Genomic DNA, 15,850 nt, shown 5'->3' with positions numbered 1-15,850 from the left:
TTCTTTCCCGGGTGGATAATTTAATCAAAATCCGGGGATTCAGGGTCGAGCCGGAAGAGATCTCCACTGTGATTAAGCAGGTGTCGGCGGAGGTCGAGCAGGCGGTGGTGATTGATGTTGAGCATAACGGCACGACCTTGCTGGTGGCATACCTGGTGGCGGTTCAGGGGAAAACCCTAGCCGGCGCCGAGCTGAAGCAGGCGCTATCTGCTTGCTTGCCCGGTTATATGGTGCCGACGATGTTTATCACTTTGGAGCAGATCCCGTTATCCCTGAACGGGAAAATAGACCGAAAAGCACTGCTTGCCTTATACCAAGGGCAGCAAAAAGCTGCGTTTAGGGCAGGGAATGCTATTGAGGAGCAGCTACACCAGCTATGGACAAGGCTATTGTCTTCGGATCATTTTGGCGCTGAGGACAGTTTTTATGCGGCGGGAGGGAATTCTCTCCAGCTAGTGAGCATGCGGCGTATGCTGCAGGATACTTTTGCTGTGGATATCAGCCTGGGGGATCTTTTTGCCCATACCACGATTGCCGAACTGGCAGAGTTAATTCAGAGGCGGCCGAAACTCACGGTTAAGCCGCAGGGTGATAGTGCGGATAAGGTGGTGGAATATAGGATGCCTAGAGAGTTGCAGGTTAAATATAAAAACCTGACTAAGGCTTTGAATATCCCAGTGATCAAGGAAATTACCGTGCAATTGCCCACTCAGCTCTTGTGCCAAGTGATAGGCGAACAACTCAGTCGGGTAGAAGCTCTGAATCTGAGCTTTAAGCAAAATGATGACGGTGACCTTATCCTGACTCAGTTGTACGATTCATTTGCTGATGTCGAAGTTTATCAATGTGCTGCGCAGGCTGAATTACAAGGTTACCTTGAGCAGAAAACGACCGAGAAATTTGACCTTATAGGAGGAAGTCGGCCCGGGTCTGCAACTATTGTAGAGTACAACGGCAAGCGGCTTTTAGTTCTTGTTTTTGATCATATTTTATCTGACGGATATAGCATTGGTTTACTGGAGAAACAAATAGACGCCGCGCTAGCCCAGGCCGCCAACCATGAGGAGGTTGCCGAGAGTGAAGTGCCCACGTCCTATTTGTCTTACTTAAGGGACCATGAAAACTGGCTTGCCTCTGATGATGCCGATAATAAACGTGCATTTTGGACCCGCTATCTTAAAGATGCCAGCTCGTTGGCCTTGCCGGGTTTACCGCATTTCAGCATGATCCAGGCGCAGTCCTTTGCCATCGGGGAGTTTGATAAGCGTTATATCAAGCCAGTCGTTTCGGGGTTGAATATCAGTTATTACACTTATTTGTTCGCCTCCTGCTGTTATGCGCTACATAAGTATTTTGACAGCGATAAGTTTCTGTTGGGGACTATAGCAGCAAGACGCGGCCTGATGGGATCAGAAACCACCTTTGGCAGCCTGACCGGTTTTATTCCGGTCAAGTCCGAGATGACGGCATCGGATATGCCTGCGGAATTTCTGGACAGGTTTGCTGGGTCATTAATGCAGGCCCTGGAAAACCAGGATTTGCCCTTGTCTGAGTTTGATGTTTTGCCGCTATCGGTCAACTTTATCTATGAAGATTTGGGAGAAGACAGAAAGACCCTAGCGCCATACCGAATACCTGGATTAAGCATTTTTGCACCAAGGGACCGTTTGACCTTTGTGGTGAAAGAGGAGGTTGCAGGGTTTTCATTCTTTATTGAGCATGACGCGACCATTTTTGATGAGCAGCAACTGAACTCGCTCGTGTCTTATTTGAAAGAATTTGCCGGGCAAACCATGGATGCGGGAGTTTTGCTATGAATCTCAATATCGCCAGGAATCTATTAATATTTGCATTCCCTTTGATTATCTCTCAAGGGGTGCAGATATTGATGGTGCAGGCCGATTCCATTTCGGCGGCAAATATCAGCAGTGAAACTTTGGCGGCTATTTCTTTGGCATATGGCATTTTTGTGCCCGTTATTTTCTTTTTTGCCGGGGTGTTTAGCATAATCCCCCAGCTGATAGGTTTTGCCGATGGCAATAAAAAGTTATGGGAAGTCAATGATATTGCTTATAGCGCGTTACTGATCTCATTGCTTTTACCTCTGCTGTTTATTGCCTGTTATTTTGCTTATAAACCTTTGCTGTTAGATTTTTGGTCAGCATCGGAAAGTGTCGAGTCTCTGGCGACAGAGTATCTGGATATTCTGATGTTGAGTTTACCCTTTATTACCTTGGGGTTCTCACTGCGCGGATTTCTGTCCGGGCTGGCCATACTTAATGCTCATTTAATCTCCGTGATATTCGGCTGTCTGGCCAAAGTGGCTTATTTGTACCTGGCCCATCAGGATCAGGGGCTGGATATCAGGGAGATTGCTTTTTCAACCATGTTGGCCAATGTGGTGATCCTGCTGGTGCTCGCCTACAAGGCACAAGGCAAAATCAGCAGTAACCGTAAGCTTTATCATCAGGATGAGGATGTTTCCCCTAAGTTCACCAATATTAAAGTGGTGCTGAGCAAAGGGATTCCATTGGGCATAGCTATGTTGTTTGAAGTTATCCTGTTCACCTTGTCCATGCACTATATTTCGGGAACCTCTACCGAAAATATCGCGGCTTATGAAGTCACCCGTTCGCTATTTTCGATTATGTTTATCATTCCCTCGAGTATATGTATTGCTATGAGCATCATCATCAGCCGTAAGCTGGCTGAGGCGGGGCGCAGGGAAGTGTTTCAAATCGCTAAAACTGCGGCTGGGCTGTTGTTGATCTGTATGTGTGTACAATTCACCATTTTGTGCAACTTTATTGATTACGTGCAAAGTGCCTATGCATTAACCGACAGTGTCAGAGGCAAAATTGAAATGGTGATACCCATTTTGATGATCTGTTCGGTTTTTGATCTTCTTCAGTACTTTCTTATCGCCATTCTCAGGTGTCTTAAGCAGAGCATCATGATTATGGCCAGCTCTATCTTTAGTTACTTCGTAATGGGGATGTTCTTTATTTATTTCGTTGCTGATCAACTTGTTGATGCGGGGGGAACTCATTTTGAGGCGCTGTGGATAGCTATTGCCTCGGTGTTTTTCTTATTAACGATTACCCTCTTGTTTGGTTATTTAAGGGTCCAGAGAAACGGACTTGGTTTCCGATAAAAGTGTAATGTTCAGTTTATTAATATTTTATAGAGTTTAAGTGGTATTTAAAAAATATGGTTTTATCTATCAATGAATTAGAAAAATGGATCAAACAGGATCTGGATCAGAAAAGATACTTTACTAAGCAGAGCTGGTGTAAACCCAGCCGTTTTGATGCCGGACAGAAAGTTTATGATGTTGTCATTATCGGGGCGGGGCAGTGTGGTCTTGCTCTGGCGCATAATTTAAAAATGAGGGGGATCGGACGGATCCTTGTTTTAGATAAACAGCCGCTAGATAAGCCTGGCCCTTGGAGTACATTTGCCAGGATGCCGGCCTTGCGGACGCCGAAAAATATCCCAGCAATGGAGTCAGGCAATCCCTTATTAAGCTTTAGAACCTGGTATTGCGCCCAATACAGCGAAGCAGCGTACGATAGCTTTGATTATATCCCGACCGAGAATTGGAAAGAGTACTTAGCCTGGTTCAGGAAAGTGCTGGAGATCGATGTGATCAATGAGTATGAGGTGGCTGAGCTTGAATCACAGACAGATGCCGATTGTTTCAAAATAATCCCCAGGCAAGGTGATGGCCAGCAAGTCTATTTTTCAAAGTTTGTCTGTTTGGCGACAGGAATGACGGCCTCAGGCGCCTGGCATATGCCTGAAGAATATGTTGGTTTGCTGCCGGAACACCGTATCCATTGTGCTTGGGACGATATCGATTTTCGAAAATTTGAGGGGCGCAGAGTCGCGGTTATCGGTTCCGGTGCTGCCGCATTCGATAACGCATCGGCATCGATAGAGCATAGTTGCAGTCAATTAACTATGTTTAGCCGGAGAATTTTTCCTAAAGGAGAGGGGGTCTCTACAATCCTAGCCAGAGGGAGAAACGATGCCCTGATCTTTGATGAGGAAAGCGGTCAGGCGCCAGCAGACATACTTCAGCCGGTATTGGACTACAATCAATACCTGCAGCCGCAGGACAGGGCTAAGCTGCTGGCACTTTTTTTCAAGGATGGACGCTCAGCGCCAAGGCCTGAGTATTTTGCCAATATCAAGCACATTGAAAAAATTAATATCCTCGAAGGCGAAAAAATTTCTGATCTGCGACTCAATTCACGTGAAGAAATCGAACTTATCTCGAATGAAAAAGCCCATTTGTTTGACGAGCTGATCATCGCTACCGGACCTCAGTATAACCTGGAGCTTCGACCTGAACTGAAGCATTTCCATCAGGATATTCTGACCTGGAAAGACGTCATTTTTGATGAAAATGTGTTGTCGCTAGGCGTACAGCCAATCCTCAGTGAATCGTACCAGTTCAGATCTAAGCATGGCGACAGTGAGGAGGTGATTTCACGGCTTTATAGTATGTCTGATGTTGTGCTCTCCACTGTGGGTATCCAATGTGTGGCTAAAGTCAGTCAGATCATTGCTGAAGATATCTCGAAGAGGCTCTTCCACAGTTCATTCGACCATATTATGGACTTCATCCAGGATGAAGAAAATTATCAAACCAATTAGGCCAGCCAAAGAAATATCAAAAGGAAAAATTTTGAATAATATAATTGCGATAGTCGATGCCTTGTCGACAGGAAATGAGTTGGCGCAGGAGTTCATAAACCGTGGCGTCAAGTGTGTTCATATTGTTAATGATTCCAGCCGAAAAACCCGAGTAGCTGGTTTTATTGAGACTATTGACTGCCAAGGTAATGAAGAAGAAGTGGTTGCCGAACTGGCCAGGCTGAATGTCAGCCATGTTATTGCTGGATCCGATAGTGGTGTTGAACTGGCGGAAAAACTGGCCAGCATGCTGGGGCTCGCCGAAACCAACCATGCATCCACAACCGAATTAAGACGCAATAAGTTTTGTACGCATCAAGCCCTGGCAAGTCAAAATATCAGAGCAATCAAGCAATTTAAGTCAACTTCTGTTGATGAGCTGATTAACTGGGCTCAGGAACATAATAGCTTTCCTTTAGTGGTCAAGCCCCTGAATAGCGGAGCGAGTGACGGCGTGACCATTTGTGATTCACTGGATGATGTCAAGCGAGCGGTTGTTGCTTTGTTGGGGAAAAAAAATCTGCTGGGCTACATCAATCATGAGCTGTTGGTTCAGGAATTTATTGAAGGCACCCAGTATTTTGTTAATACCCTCAGCTGGAACGGAAAGGTCTATGTCACCGATATCTGGGAACAGGTCAGAAGCCGTTGTCCCGGTAAAGCTTATCTTTTTGAAGGTATGCTCTTGTGTGACAGCAGCTCAACAACCGGACAACTGCTTAGCGAGTATACCTGTGATGCACTGGCGGCGATCGAGCTGCAATACGGGCCAGCCCATAATGAAGTTATCTTAACAAAAAGCGGCCCAGTGTTAATAGAATCAAATGCACGGCTTATGGGGGCTTCTATCGATGAGGAGTCTTTTATCAAGGCGTTGGGCTACACCCAGGTCAGCATGTGTGTCGATATGTACCTGGACCCGGAAACTTTTATCAATAAAACGGTGACATCTGCTTATCAGTTAAATGCCCACTTAGCGGAAGTTTCCTTGCTCTTTAAAAAAGATGGCCAGTTAACAGGGATCCCCGGTATTCCTATGATTGAGGAACTGACATCTTTTTCAAATTTCTCGGGTTTACCGGAAACCGGGATAGAGGTAACCATAACCGTCGATACCATAGGTCTTCCCGGCTTTGTTTACCTAGTCAACAGTGATAGTAACCAACTGCTGTCTGACTTTTCAACACTACTCAAATATCAAAGGGACGATTTGATATTTGACATCCAAAACAATAACTAAACATGTCAATCTTAAATGTAAGGTGAATTTTATGAAAAAAGAACAATACGACTTTAACCTAGAATGCTTCAACAAACCTAGCTTGAATGCGCATAAATATATTAAACAAAGAACTGAAGAGCTGGGGTTTGATATGGCCTCCGATCATGCTTCGGGTGCTTTAATGAGGTTGTTAGTCTCTTCGAAACCTAACGGCAGAATCTTGGAACTGGGAACTGGCACAGGTGCCGCTACGGCCTGGCTGGCTGAGGGCTTATGTCCTAACTCGACCTTAACCACGATTGACCGTGAAGATACTTACTTGAAAGTGGCCAGAGAGGCGCTTGAAGATGATAAGCGTATCGATTTTATCGTCGGTGATGCAATTGATTATCTGAAAAATCAACCGGAACAATCTTTTGACCTGATTTTTGCTGATGCTGAACCGGGTAAATACCACTACCTTGAAGAAACGCTAAAACTACTCAAACCGGGTGGTTTGTATATTGTTGATGATATGCACCCGCAAGAAGACTGGCCTGAAGATCACTACCCGTTTGCCATGGGCGCTCTGAATGACCTTAAAGCGGTGAAAGGTGTGACTAAAGCCGGTTTAAGCTATTCATCCGGGTTAATTATCATGACGCCTGAGTATGGTAATTCATAAGACGGTCATGTAAATGCTGTATCAATTATTTCTGTTGCTTAGCTGAAAGCGGACGGCAGATTGAGGACATTACAATTGAGTATTTTATCAGTTATTAATGGATTATCGAGTAACTATCCGGACGCGATTTCACTTGCGCTGGGTCGTCCTAATCCTGATGTATATAACCGACTCGAACTGAACCGGTACCGGGAGCTGTTTAGAGCAAGGTTAATGGAGCAGTATTCATTTGATCATGAACAGGTCATTGAGTATTTATTAAGCTATGGTCCAAGTGAAGGATTGATTCAGCACCAATTAAGCCAGTTGTTGGCCAATGATGAAAATATTGAGGCATCGGCTGACTCCATACTGGTAACAAATGGTTGCCAGGAAGGATTCAATCTGGTGCTTTTGCATGAACTTACCTCAGAAAACGATTGTGTGCTTATCATAGAGCCGGGTTATTTCAGCTTTTCCAATTTGGTGGATATCTTAGGTAAAAGAGGGGTCTCTGTACCGCTAGATACTCTGCAGGATGCTGACGGTGGATTTGATTTTTCCAAGCTGGAAAGTTATGTGCAGGACCTGAATGACAGCGGTTTTAATCCTAAGCTGATTTATATCAACCCTAGCTTTAACAACCCTATGAGCTATTGCCTATCCGAATCAGCCCGATTGGATTTGCTTGAGGTCTGTGCCAGGACTGGCTTGAAGATTATTGAAGACAGCACTTACGCTAGTTTTTCATTCTCCCAGACGGCTCCGGCATCGATTAAATCACTGGATTCGCAAGGCCTGGTGTACTACGTCGGGTCATTTTCAAAAACCTTATGCCCGGGCCTCAGAATTGGTTATCTGGTATTAGATGATGACAAGGCGGGGAAGGATGGCGAGCTTATCCACCTAAAAAGCCATACCACACTCAATACCAGTGCATTAACGCAGGAACTGGTGGGCGGCTTCTTGATCGAACATGACCATTCATTACAGCCGTGGTTATCAGATATCAAACAAGAATATCGGTTAAGGCGAGATGCCATGCTGGCTGTGCTGGCGGAGGAATTGTCGGGCTCTCAGGCGCATTGGGAGATACCCGAAGGGGGATTCTTTTTAATGATCCATTTGCCCTTTGAGTTCGACCTGGAAAAGTTGGAAGAGTGCGTGAAGGAATATGAGGTTGCCTGCATGCCGGTCAAATACCCTTCTCTTGCTGCCAGCGGCGAAAAGAACGGTATTAGGCTGGCATATAGCTATTATAGTCCTGAACAGATTGCCGAGGGAACGCGCAGGTTATGCAAGTTTCTTAAAAAATATTTGTAATTAGGGAACTATACCTTGAACGAGCATGTGTTTTCCGCAGGAATGGCCGTGTTTTTTCAAGTAATAGAATTAATAAAATTTTTATAAAAAGTTGTATTTATGATTTGTAGTAATAAAAATGAATTTTCCAAAGGGGCCATACTCTCGTGCGCTCATGATGTTCCTGAGGAATTCTACATCCAGAAGGACGTGGCTGATCATTTAGCTTTAAAAGATGAAAGACTAAGAGGGATTTTCATCAACAGCGGTATTGAAAAGCGTCATTTAACGGTTCCGGTTGGTTATAGTAATGACCCAAACTCTGAATCCCAGGCGATGTTGATCGACAGGCATGAGCACGAAGCCCTTAAGTTGGGAAGCCGGGCCATCGAAAAATGTTTGGAGAAAATCAATAAGACGACCCAGGATATTGATTGTATCTGTTGTGTGACTTCGACCGGCTTCCTGGTGCCGAGCTTAAGTGCTCGTTTTTGCAAAGAGCTCAACCTCAAGCTGCATTGCAACAGGATAGATATCGTCGGCATGGGCTGCTCGGCTGGCCTTAATGGCCTGGATGCGGTCAAGAACTGGGCCAATTCCAATCCCGGAAAGTTAGCCGTTGTCGTCTGCACTGAAATATGTTCAGCCGCCTATGTTTCTGACGGTACCATTGAATCATGCGTTGTTAACAGCTTGTTTGGCGATGGCGCCAGTGCAGCCGCTGTGATGAGTGAGCCCGAAGGGCAAAGCCATGCTAATGCTATTCAAATTCTCTCTAACCTGAGCCTGACCGAATACAGTGCCATCGATGCCATGAAGTTTGCATGGGACGACAATTACGGAAAAAACAGTTTTTACCTGTCTAAAGATGTGCCCTACGTTGTTGGCTCTCAGGTAGAGCAAGTCATCAGCGATTTACTTACCCCGCATGATCTGAAAGTAAGTGATATCGAACACTGGGTGGTTCACTCCGGCGGTAAAAAGGTTATCGATTCGATATGTATTAACCTGGGTCTCACCAAAAAAGATTTAAAACATACCCGTAGTGTCTTAAAAGATTTTGGAAATTTATCCAGTGGCTCGTTTTTGTTCTCTTTGGAGCGTTTGATAAACGAAGGAACCCCTAAACCCGGAGATTTTGGTGTATTGATGACGATGGGACCCGGGGCGGCAATAGAAACAGCTTTAGTTCAGTGGACATAATAAAATAAAAGGAAAAATGGAAATGACAATAATTAAACATGAAGTAGACGCATCTGCAACTATCACCTTAGAGCTGGTAAACAGCCTGAACAACATCTGTAAACAGGTTGAGAATGATAAGAGCGCAAAGGTGCTTCATTTAAATATCAGAGCGATGGCGCCGATACAAAGCCTTAATGCGGAAAGCGAAAAAGATGTCTATCTGGTACACAAATGGGAAAAGGTGATCCGCCGAATTGAAAACCTGGATGCGCTTGTGGTAACCACAGCTGAATCGGATGTTTTAGCTGCTGCTTTGGCCATCTTAGTAGTATCCGATTACCGAATCGCCACAAACGCCACTACTTTCAGTGTAATGCAGGAAGCTTATATTTTCCCTGGTGTGTTGATCCACCGCCTAGTGAATCAAATCGGACACAGCAAATCACGTAGTCTGATCTTATTGGGCAAAGGTATGGATGCAGCTCAAGCTAACCAGGCCGGTTTGATTGATGAAATCGCCGATGAGACTGATGCCGCCCTTGAGCGTTTTGTCGCTCAAATGCATGACGTGGTATTCAACGATATCAGAGTACGCCGCCGGTTAATGCTGGAGGCATATCACACCAGCTTTGATGACACCATAGGTTTGTCATTGGCAGCATGCGATAAGGTTCTGCGCCAGTTTGCGATGGCGAGCTAAGGATTATCAATATGACTGTGTCAAAGGTAAGATATCTGTTTTGTCTTTGACGCTTTGTTTTTAATCGAGTTGTATAACAAGAGAAATATAAAAATCATGATTGAAAATAACGGCATGGTCCCTAGCTTTTCTAAAGTATTAGGGAGTGATATTTGCATTATTGAAGCTTCTATTCAAAATTTGCTTGGCGGCGGCCATCAAAAAGCATCACTTGATGATACCTTCTACACCTTAATGGAAGAGTTTTTCAGCCTGCATGCAGTCTCAATATATAAAACATTGACGAATGAATTCAGCCTTAAGTTAAGAGTCGGTCAGCTGGCAAATGCCTTTTATGAACAGTTTCCCAGATTGATCCCACAAATTGCCGGCGGTGAGCAGGAAGAAGTGAAGGATTTGATCTCTTCGCTGTTTTTATCTGAAGTTTTGGGCTCTGAAGATGCGGGCATGCACTTGGTATTGGCAATGTTAGCTCCTAAGGAATCCTCTTATGCATTGCTGCAAGAGTTTATTACCGCAGGTAAGCTGGTATTGCCTTCACTTATGCTGGAAAAGCAAGGGGATGCCGGGATCATTACTTTCCTGAATCAGGACACGCTGAATGCTGAAGATGATCAATTAGTTGCTGATTTTGAAACGGTGATCGATATTGTTTATTTAGCTGATCATATCAAGGTTGGTGTCCTCAGAGGAGGTACGGTTAATCATCCTAAGTATCAAGGCAAGCGGGTTTTCAGTGCCGGCATCAATTTAAAATACTTACACTATAAAAAAATCACCTTCTTAGATTTCCTGATAGGCCGTGAATTAGGTTGTGTCAACAAGCTCATCCACGGTGTCAGGGTGGATAAAGGCCAGCTTTCCTCAAAATTACACGCTGTTGATAAACCCTGGATTTCCGCCGTGGATACCTTTGCTATCGGCGGAGGTATGCAGTTGCTGCTGGTGAGCGACTATGTTATTGGGGAAAAGGGCTGTTATGCCAACTTACCTGCCGCTAAAGAAGGCATCATCCCTGGCGTGGCTAATTTACGTTTGGCGACGATTGCCACCGACAGGCTTGCCAAGCAAGTGATATTGCATGGTCAAAAAGTCTGGGCAAGCTCGGATGAAGGCAAGTTGATTTTTGATGAGGTGGTTGAAAAAGAAGACATGGATAAGGCCATTGACGCTGCCATCGAGTTAATGAGCGCACCTGCTGTTGTTGCGAATAAAAAGATGCTGACTATTGCGAGAGAGCCTCTAGCGGCCGTCAAAGATTATATGCATCACTTTTCCAAAGAGCAGGCAAAAAGAAAATATGCGGAAGATGTAAAGAATAAAGTCAGCCAGTTTACAGCAGCCGCTGAAATTAAATAACGGAATTAGATGTGAGATATAATATTTTAGGAATAGGTTTTGGTAGCAGTCATGCATCAGGAGCATCAATTATTTCAGATGGCCGTTTGGTCACGTCAATCGAAGAGGAGCGGATCTCCCGAGTAAAAGAGGATGGCGGCTTTCCATATAAATCTATCGAACATTGCCTTAAAAAAGCCAATTTACAAGACCAGGATATCGATCTTGTGGTTGTCGGCTGGGAGAATGAGCAGAATAAAGAGTTTATGAACCTGTTGCTTAATAAGGAGTCGTTGAATCTAGGTTTGCTTTCTAGGCGGGTGCGCTATATCTATGCACAAAAGGTTGAATTCAAACGCTATTTGGAAGCTCTCAAGTCAAGGTTTCATAAAGGGAAAGTGGTCAAGATAGAACACCATCAAGCGCATGCCTATAGTAGCTATTTTGCCTCTGGCTTTGATAAGTCGCTCGTGGTTACCTGGGATGGCCGGGGGGAGTTTTGTACCGGCACAGTTATGGTGGGCAATAAAAATAACCTGACACCATTAAAATCCCAGAAAATGCCGATCTCACTTGGTTTAATGTATTCTGCTTTTACCGACTACCTGGGTTTTGGCTTTGGAGATGAATATAAGGTGATGGGACTTGCCTCCTATGGCAGCCCAGTTTATCTTGATGAATTCAGGAAAATTTTCAAAGCAGATGAAAAGAATATTTATGATGTTGAACAAAAATATTTCCGGCATTTTCTTTTCAATAAAGACTGTGGTTACACCGGCTCATACTATTCAGATGAAGTGGTGAAACTTTGGGGTGAGCCAAGAAAAGAGCATGAACCCCTGACACAAAAACATAAAGATATCGCTGCGAGTATGCAGGCAAGGTTAAATGAAGTTTGTGTTGAAATTATTGCCGACTTAGTTGCCGAAACCGGTGAAAAGAACCTCTGCCTGGCCGGAGGTGTCGCATTAAACGGTGTGGCTAACTACCATATCTATAAAGAGTCTGGCATAGAAAATATCTTTATTCAGCCAGCAGCCGGTGACGGCGGTATCTCTTTAGGGGCTGCCTATTGGGGATGGCACACCTTTTATAAGGAAACGACCAGACTCCCGTTTGAGCATGCCTATCAAGGGGCTTCATATACTGATGAAGAAATTGAAAAAGAACTTCAGACCTGTGGTTTAGCCTATAAAAAGATGACGGATAAACCCAAAACAGTAGCTGCTTTGCTGGACAAGGGGTATATCATAGGTTTATTTCAGGGTGTATCTGAAATTGGTCCGAGAGCCCTGGGGAGCCGGAGTATTATCGCCGATCCGCGCCCAGAAAAACACCGGGATATCGTTAACTCCAAGATCAAATTCCGCGAAGAGTTCAGGCCTTTTGCGCCTTCGGTGCTGGAAGAGTATGGGAAAGAATATTTTAACTTAGATGCTAACAGCCCGTATATGCAGATGATATCTGAGGTTAATGACGAGTATAAAGATAAGTTACAGGCGGTAACGCATATCAATGGCACAGCCAGACCGCAAACGGTTTCTAAAAAGGCATGTGAAGAATATTATAATATCATCGAAGCTTTTCGTGAAAGAACCGGCTGTGCCGCTATTTTGAATACCAGCTTTAATGTTAAAGGCGAGCCTGTTGTTCATAGCCCAACTGATGCGATTCGTTGCTTCTTCTCTACCGGTTTAGATTATCTGGTGTTGGGGGATTACCTAGTGTTAAAGAACCATGGTTTCCCTGAGGTAGAAGCGGAGCAGTCCGTGGCTTAATACTGTCAGTTAAGCTTGCCGGCTTCAGAGGGGTATATGCTTATGAAGTAGCCGTCACTCTGGTTGGAGCCCGGCAGGCATTTTTTATTTCGCCTGCCGGTGCGCCATCATTTAAATCCCGCATATACCAGCAAAGAGGGCAAGATGGCTATCAGTACTTTGCATGGCAACATTCTTGATGAAATCCTGTCCCGATTCTCATGTTACCTTGCTCTATTGCCAAACTTATATTGATTAAAGAGTTATTAAATGTCTAGTGTCGAATTATCATCTGAACAGCAATTGTCTGTTTTATATGAAAAAAAAGGAAAAGTGGCCTATATCACTTTAAATAGGCCCGGTGTATTAAATGCTATGGATCTTGATATGCATGCCAGGCTCCTGGAAATCTGGAATGACTTCAATGCCGATGAAAATATCTGGGTTGGGGTGATCTCGGGTGCCGGAGGTAAGGCTTTTTCTGTTGGTCAGGATATAAAAGAATTACGCGAGCGCTATAAAGCCGGCGAACCTTTTTCCAGTTTCGGCAGCGGAGGCAGGCCGGGCTGGCCCCGGTTAACGGAGCGTTTTGATATTCAAAAGCCCATCATAGCCATGGTCGACGGTTATGCCATGGGGGGAGGGTTTGAATTGGCCCTGGCGTGCGATTTAATCATTGCATCGGATAACTCTGTATTTGCCTTACCCGAAGCTAAGCTGGGTTTAATCCAGGGAGCGGGGGGGATCTTCAGGTTGACAAGACAGCTGCCGTTAAAAAAAGCTATGGGTTACCTGCTTACCGGTAGGGAAATGTCCGCCAATGAAGCCTTTGACTTTGGTCTGGTCAACGAAGTGGTGCCGGCCGAGCAGTTAGCGGAGACCGTTGAAAGCTGGCTTGAAAAAATACTGCTGTGTTCTCCTATGTCGGTTAGAGCAATTAAAAATGTCGCCTACCAAAGCGCCTCTTTGTCGGTTGAAGAGGCCTTTGAACAACATTATCATGCCGAACAACGCCGGCTTGAAAGTGCTGACCTGGTAGAAGGGGTAAATGCGTTTTTAGAGAAAAGATGTCCGGAATGGGAAGGAGAATAACCGGGACATAAACACCGTGGCTGTCCATCCAAGATGATTTTCGATGATTTTCATTATCGGCCACGCTATTTATGGCGACGTTAGATAAAATAAACCAACTTATGGTATTATAACTGGTTTTTATATTGTTTATGCTATGGCTAATATTTTAGTGCAGCAAAGTTAATATTATTTAGTGGGAAATAGATGAACATACTTCAGATTTTAAGAGAACGTACTATAGAGGCTATGGCAGCAATAGGGGCTCCGCAAGACAGTAGTCCGGGGGTGACGAAAAGCACAAAACCTCAATTTGGCGACTATCAGATCAATGGCTCCATGAGCGCGGCAAAAAAACTTAAAGTCAATCCTAGAGAGTTAGCACAGAAATTAGTGGATGAATTGAAGCTGGACGGTATTGCTGAAAAGATCGAATTGGCAGGCCCGGGATTCATAAATATTCACCTTAACTCTGAATATATTGCGCAGCATTTGTTAACTGCGAGCAGGGACAATAAGCTAGGTGTCACCCAGCTGGAGCGTCCGAAGAAGGTGGTTGTTGATTATTCGTCACCTAATTTAGCCAAAGAAATGCACGTTGGCCATATCCGCTCGAGCGTTATCGGTGATTCTATCGCGCGTTGCCTGGAATTTCGTGGTGTCGAGGTTATCCGGCAAAACCATGTTGGCGATTGGGGAACGCAATTCGGTATGCTGATTGCCTATCTCGATGATGTCTTCAAACAGTCTCAAGACGTTACTGCAATGCCGTTAAGTGATCTGGAGAACTTTTATCGGGAGGCAAAACAGCGTTTTGATGATGATGCTGATTTCGCGAGTAAAGCCCGCGATTATGTGGTGGCTCTGCAAAGTGGCGATGAGCATTGTAAAAAATTATGGAAAATGTTTATTGATACCTCAACACAAGCCGCACAGGCTGTTTATGAAAAACTGAATGTGACTTTAAAGCCTGAGCATATCAAGGCAGAAAGTGCGTACAATGATCGGCTTGAAGGTGTGGTGAATACTTTAAAAGAAAAGGGCATCGCGACCGAAAATCAGGGGGCGCAAATTGTCACCCTGGACGAGTTGGCCAACAAAAACGGCGATCCTTCCATCTTTATTGTGCAAAAATCTAATGGCGGTTACCTTTATGCAACCACAGATTTAGCGGCATGTGATTACCGCTCCAATGAGCTGAACGTTGATTGTATCTTAGTCTTTGTCGATGCCCGTCAAAAGTTGCACTTCAGCCAGGTAGAATTAACGGCCCGTAAAGCCGGATTCCTTAAAGATTCAACCTCCCTGGAGGCCTGTACTTTCGGGACGATTATGGGGGAAGATGGAAAACCCTTTAAAACTCGTACCGGCGGAACGGTTAAATTAATTGATTTGCTGGACGAAGCTGTCAACCGGGCAAAGGTTAAAGTGCAGGAGCGGGCCATTGACTTATCTGAAGAAGAGCTTGCTGAAATTTCCCATAAGGTTGGCATCGGGGCGGTGAGGTATTTTGAACTGTCTAAAAATAGAACTAGCGATTATATTTTTAACTGGGACAGCATGCTGAGTTTTGAAGGTTCGACGGCCCCTTATCTTCAATATGCTTATACGCGTATCCGCAGTATCCTGAGAAAAAGTGGTGTTCAGGACCCGACTCAGGTTAACGAACTGCTGCTTGTCGAAGAAAAAGAAAAATCACTTGCTTTAAAAGTGCTGCAATTCGAAGAAGTCCTGGATCAAATGATCCAGGAAGCTATGCCGCATATTCTTTGTAATTATTTATATGAGCTGGCAAGTCAATATATGAGCTTTTATGAAGCCTGCCCGATTCTTAATAATTCCAGCCGTTTATTATTATCCCACCTAGTTGCCGAAACCCTGGCATTAGGGCTTAACATACTTGGCATTGAAGTTATGGAAAAAATGTAGCT

12 protein-coding genes are annotated in these 15,850 nt (G+C 44.5%); all 12 read left to right on the top strand.

Translation table 11 applies throughout. The features are described 5' to 3' along the window. On the top strand, positions 1 to 1,817 hold a 1,817-nt coding region (locus HG263_RS19200; RefSeq protein ID WP_171627693.1), incomplete at its 5' end, for a condensation domain-containing protein. Then, positions 1,814 to 3,154, top strand: coding sequence for an MATE family efflux transporter (locus HG263_RS19195; RefSeq protein ID WP_171627692.1), 1,341 nt, complete (start codon positions 1,814 to 1,816; stop codon positions 3,152 to 3,154). The genes HG263_RS19200 and HG263_RS19195, both read left to right, overlap by 4 nt. 56 nt (positions 3,155 to 3,210) lie before the next feature. Beyond that, positions 3,211 to 4,662, top strand: coding sequence for an NAD(P)-binding domain-containing protein (locus tag HG263_RS19190; protein ID WP_171627691.1), 1,452 nt, complete (start codon positions 3,211 to 3,213; stop codon positions 4,660 to 4,662). Then, complete coding sequence (locus HG263_RS19185; protein ID WP_216628504.1) at positions 4,637 to 5,941, top strand: ATP-grasp domain-containing protein; 1,305 nt, start codon at positions 4,637 to 4,639, stop codon at positions 5,939 to 5,941. The genes HG263_RS19190 and HG263_RS19185 overlap by 26 nt, the downstream gene beginning before the upstream one ends. Positions 5,942 to 5,972: 31 nt before the next feature. Next, positions 5,973 to 6,587, top strand: coding sequence for an O-methyltransferase (locus tag HG263_RS19180; protein WP_171627690.1), 615 nt, complete (start codon positions 5,973 to 5,975; stop codon positions 6,585 to 6,587). 75 nt (positions 6,588 to 6,662) lie between these two features. Further along, entirely contained in the window at positions 6,663 to 7,889 is a 1,227-nt protein-coding gene (locus HG263_RS19175; RefSeq protein ID WP_171627689.1) for an aminotransferase-like domain-containing protein, read from the top strand. 99 nt (positions 7,890 to 7,988) lie between these two features. After that, positions 7,989 to 9,071 carry a 3,5-dihydroxyphenylacetyl-CoA synthase DpgA gene (gene dpgA / locus HG263_RS19170; RefSeq protein WP_171627688.1) on the top strand — a complete coding sequence of 361 codons (1,083 nt, stop codon included), beginning with the start codon at positions 7,989 to 7,991 and terminating at the stop codon, positions 9,069 to 9,071. 22 nt (positions 9,072 to 9,093) lie between these two features. Beyond that, complete coding sequence (dpgB, locus tag HG263_RS19165; protein WP_171627687.1) at positions 9,094 to 9,753, top strand: enoyl-CoA-hydratase DpgB; 660 nt, start codon at positions 9,094 to 9,096, stop codon at positions 9,751 to 9,753. A 96-nt stretch (positions 9,754 to 9,849) separates the two neighbouring features. After that, positions 9,850 to 11,112, top strand: coding sequence for an enoyl-CoA hydratase/isomerase family protein (locus tag HG263_RS19160; protein ID WP_171627686.1), 1,263 nt, complete (start codon positions 9,850 to 9,852; stop codon positions 11,110 to 11,112). A gap of 11 nt (positions 11,113 to 11,123) precedes the next feature. Continuing rightward, positions 11,124 to 12,869, top strand: a complete 1,746-nt coding sequence (locus tag HG263_RS22725) for a carbamoyltransferase C-terminal domain-containing protein (protein ID WP_171627685.1) — start codon at positions 11,124 to 11,126, stop codon at positions 12,867 to 12,869. Between the two features lie 249 nt (positions 12,870 to 13,118). Beyond that, entirely contained in the window at positions 13,119 to 13,940 is an 822-nt protein-coding gene (gene dpgD, locus HG263_RS19150; RefSeq protein WP_171627684.1) for an enoyl-CoA-hydratase DpgD, read from the top strand. Positions 13,941 to 14,126: 186 nt separating this feature from the next. Continuing rightward, the gene (gene argS / locus HG263_RS19145; RefSeq protein ID WP_171627683.1) at positions 14,127 to 15,848 is read left to right on the top strand and encodes an arginine--tRNA ligase; all 1,722 of its coding nucleotides are present in this window, start codon (positions 14,127 to 14,129) and stop codon (positions 15,846 to 15,848) included. Positions 15,849 to 15,850 lie beyond the last annotated feature (2 nt).

Source organism: Pseudoalteromonas caenipelagi, from assembly GCF_013140855.1.
Taxonomy (GTDB): domain Bacteria; phylum Pseudomonadota; class Gammaproteobacteria; order Enterobacterales; family Alteromonadaceae; genus Pseudoalteromonas; species Pseudoalteromonas caenipelagi.
The sequence above is the reverse complement of the archived record's forward strand: the minus strand, read 5'-3'. Positions and strand labels throughout refer to the sequence as shown.

Excerpts from the sequence above, each read along its gene's own strand:
- dpgD (WP_171627684.1), top strand. The coding sequence starts at position 13,119 with ATGTCTAGTGTCGAATTATCATCTGAACAGCAATTGTCTGTTTTATAT.
- HG263_RS19190 (WP_171627691.1), top strand. The coding sequence starts at position 3,211 with ATGGTTTTATCTATCAATGAATTAGAAAAATGGATCAAACAGGATCTG.
- HG263_RS19185 (WP_216628504.1), top strand. The coding sequence starts at position 4,637 with ATGAAGAAAATTATCAAACCAATTAGGCCAGCCAAAGAAATATCAAAA.
- HG263_RS19160 (WP_171627686.1), top strand. The coding sequence starts at position 9,850 with ATGATTGAAAATAACGGCATGGTCCCTAGCTTTTCTAAAGTATTAGGG.
- HG263_RS19195 (WP_171627692.1), top strand. The coding sequence starts at position 1,814 with ATGAATCTCAATATCGCCAGGAATCTATTAATATTTGCATTCCCTTTG.
- HG263_RS19180 (WP_171627690.1), top strand. The coding sequence starts at position 5,973 with ATGAAAAAAGAACAATACGACTTTAACCTAGAATGCTTCAACAAACCT.
- argS (WP_171627683.1), top strand. The coding sequence starts at position 14,127 with ATGAACATACTTCAGATTTTAAGAGAACGTACTATAGAGGCTATGGCA.
- dpgB (WP_171627687.1), top strand. The coding sequence starts at position 9,094 with ATGACAATAATTAAACATGAAGTAGACGCATCTGCAACTATCACCTTA.
- dpgA (WP_171627688.1), top strand. The coding sequence starts at position 7,989 with ATGATTTGTAGTAATAAAAATGAATTTTCCAAAGGGGCCATACTCTCG.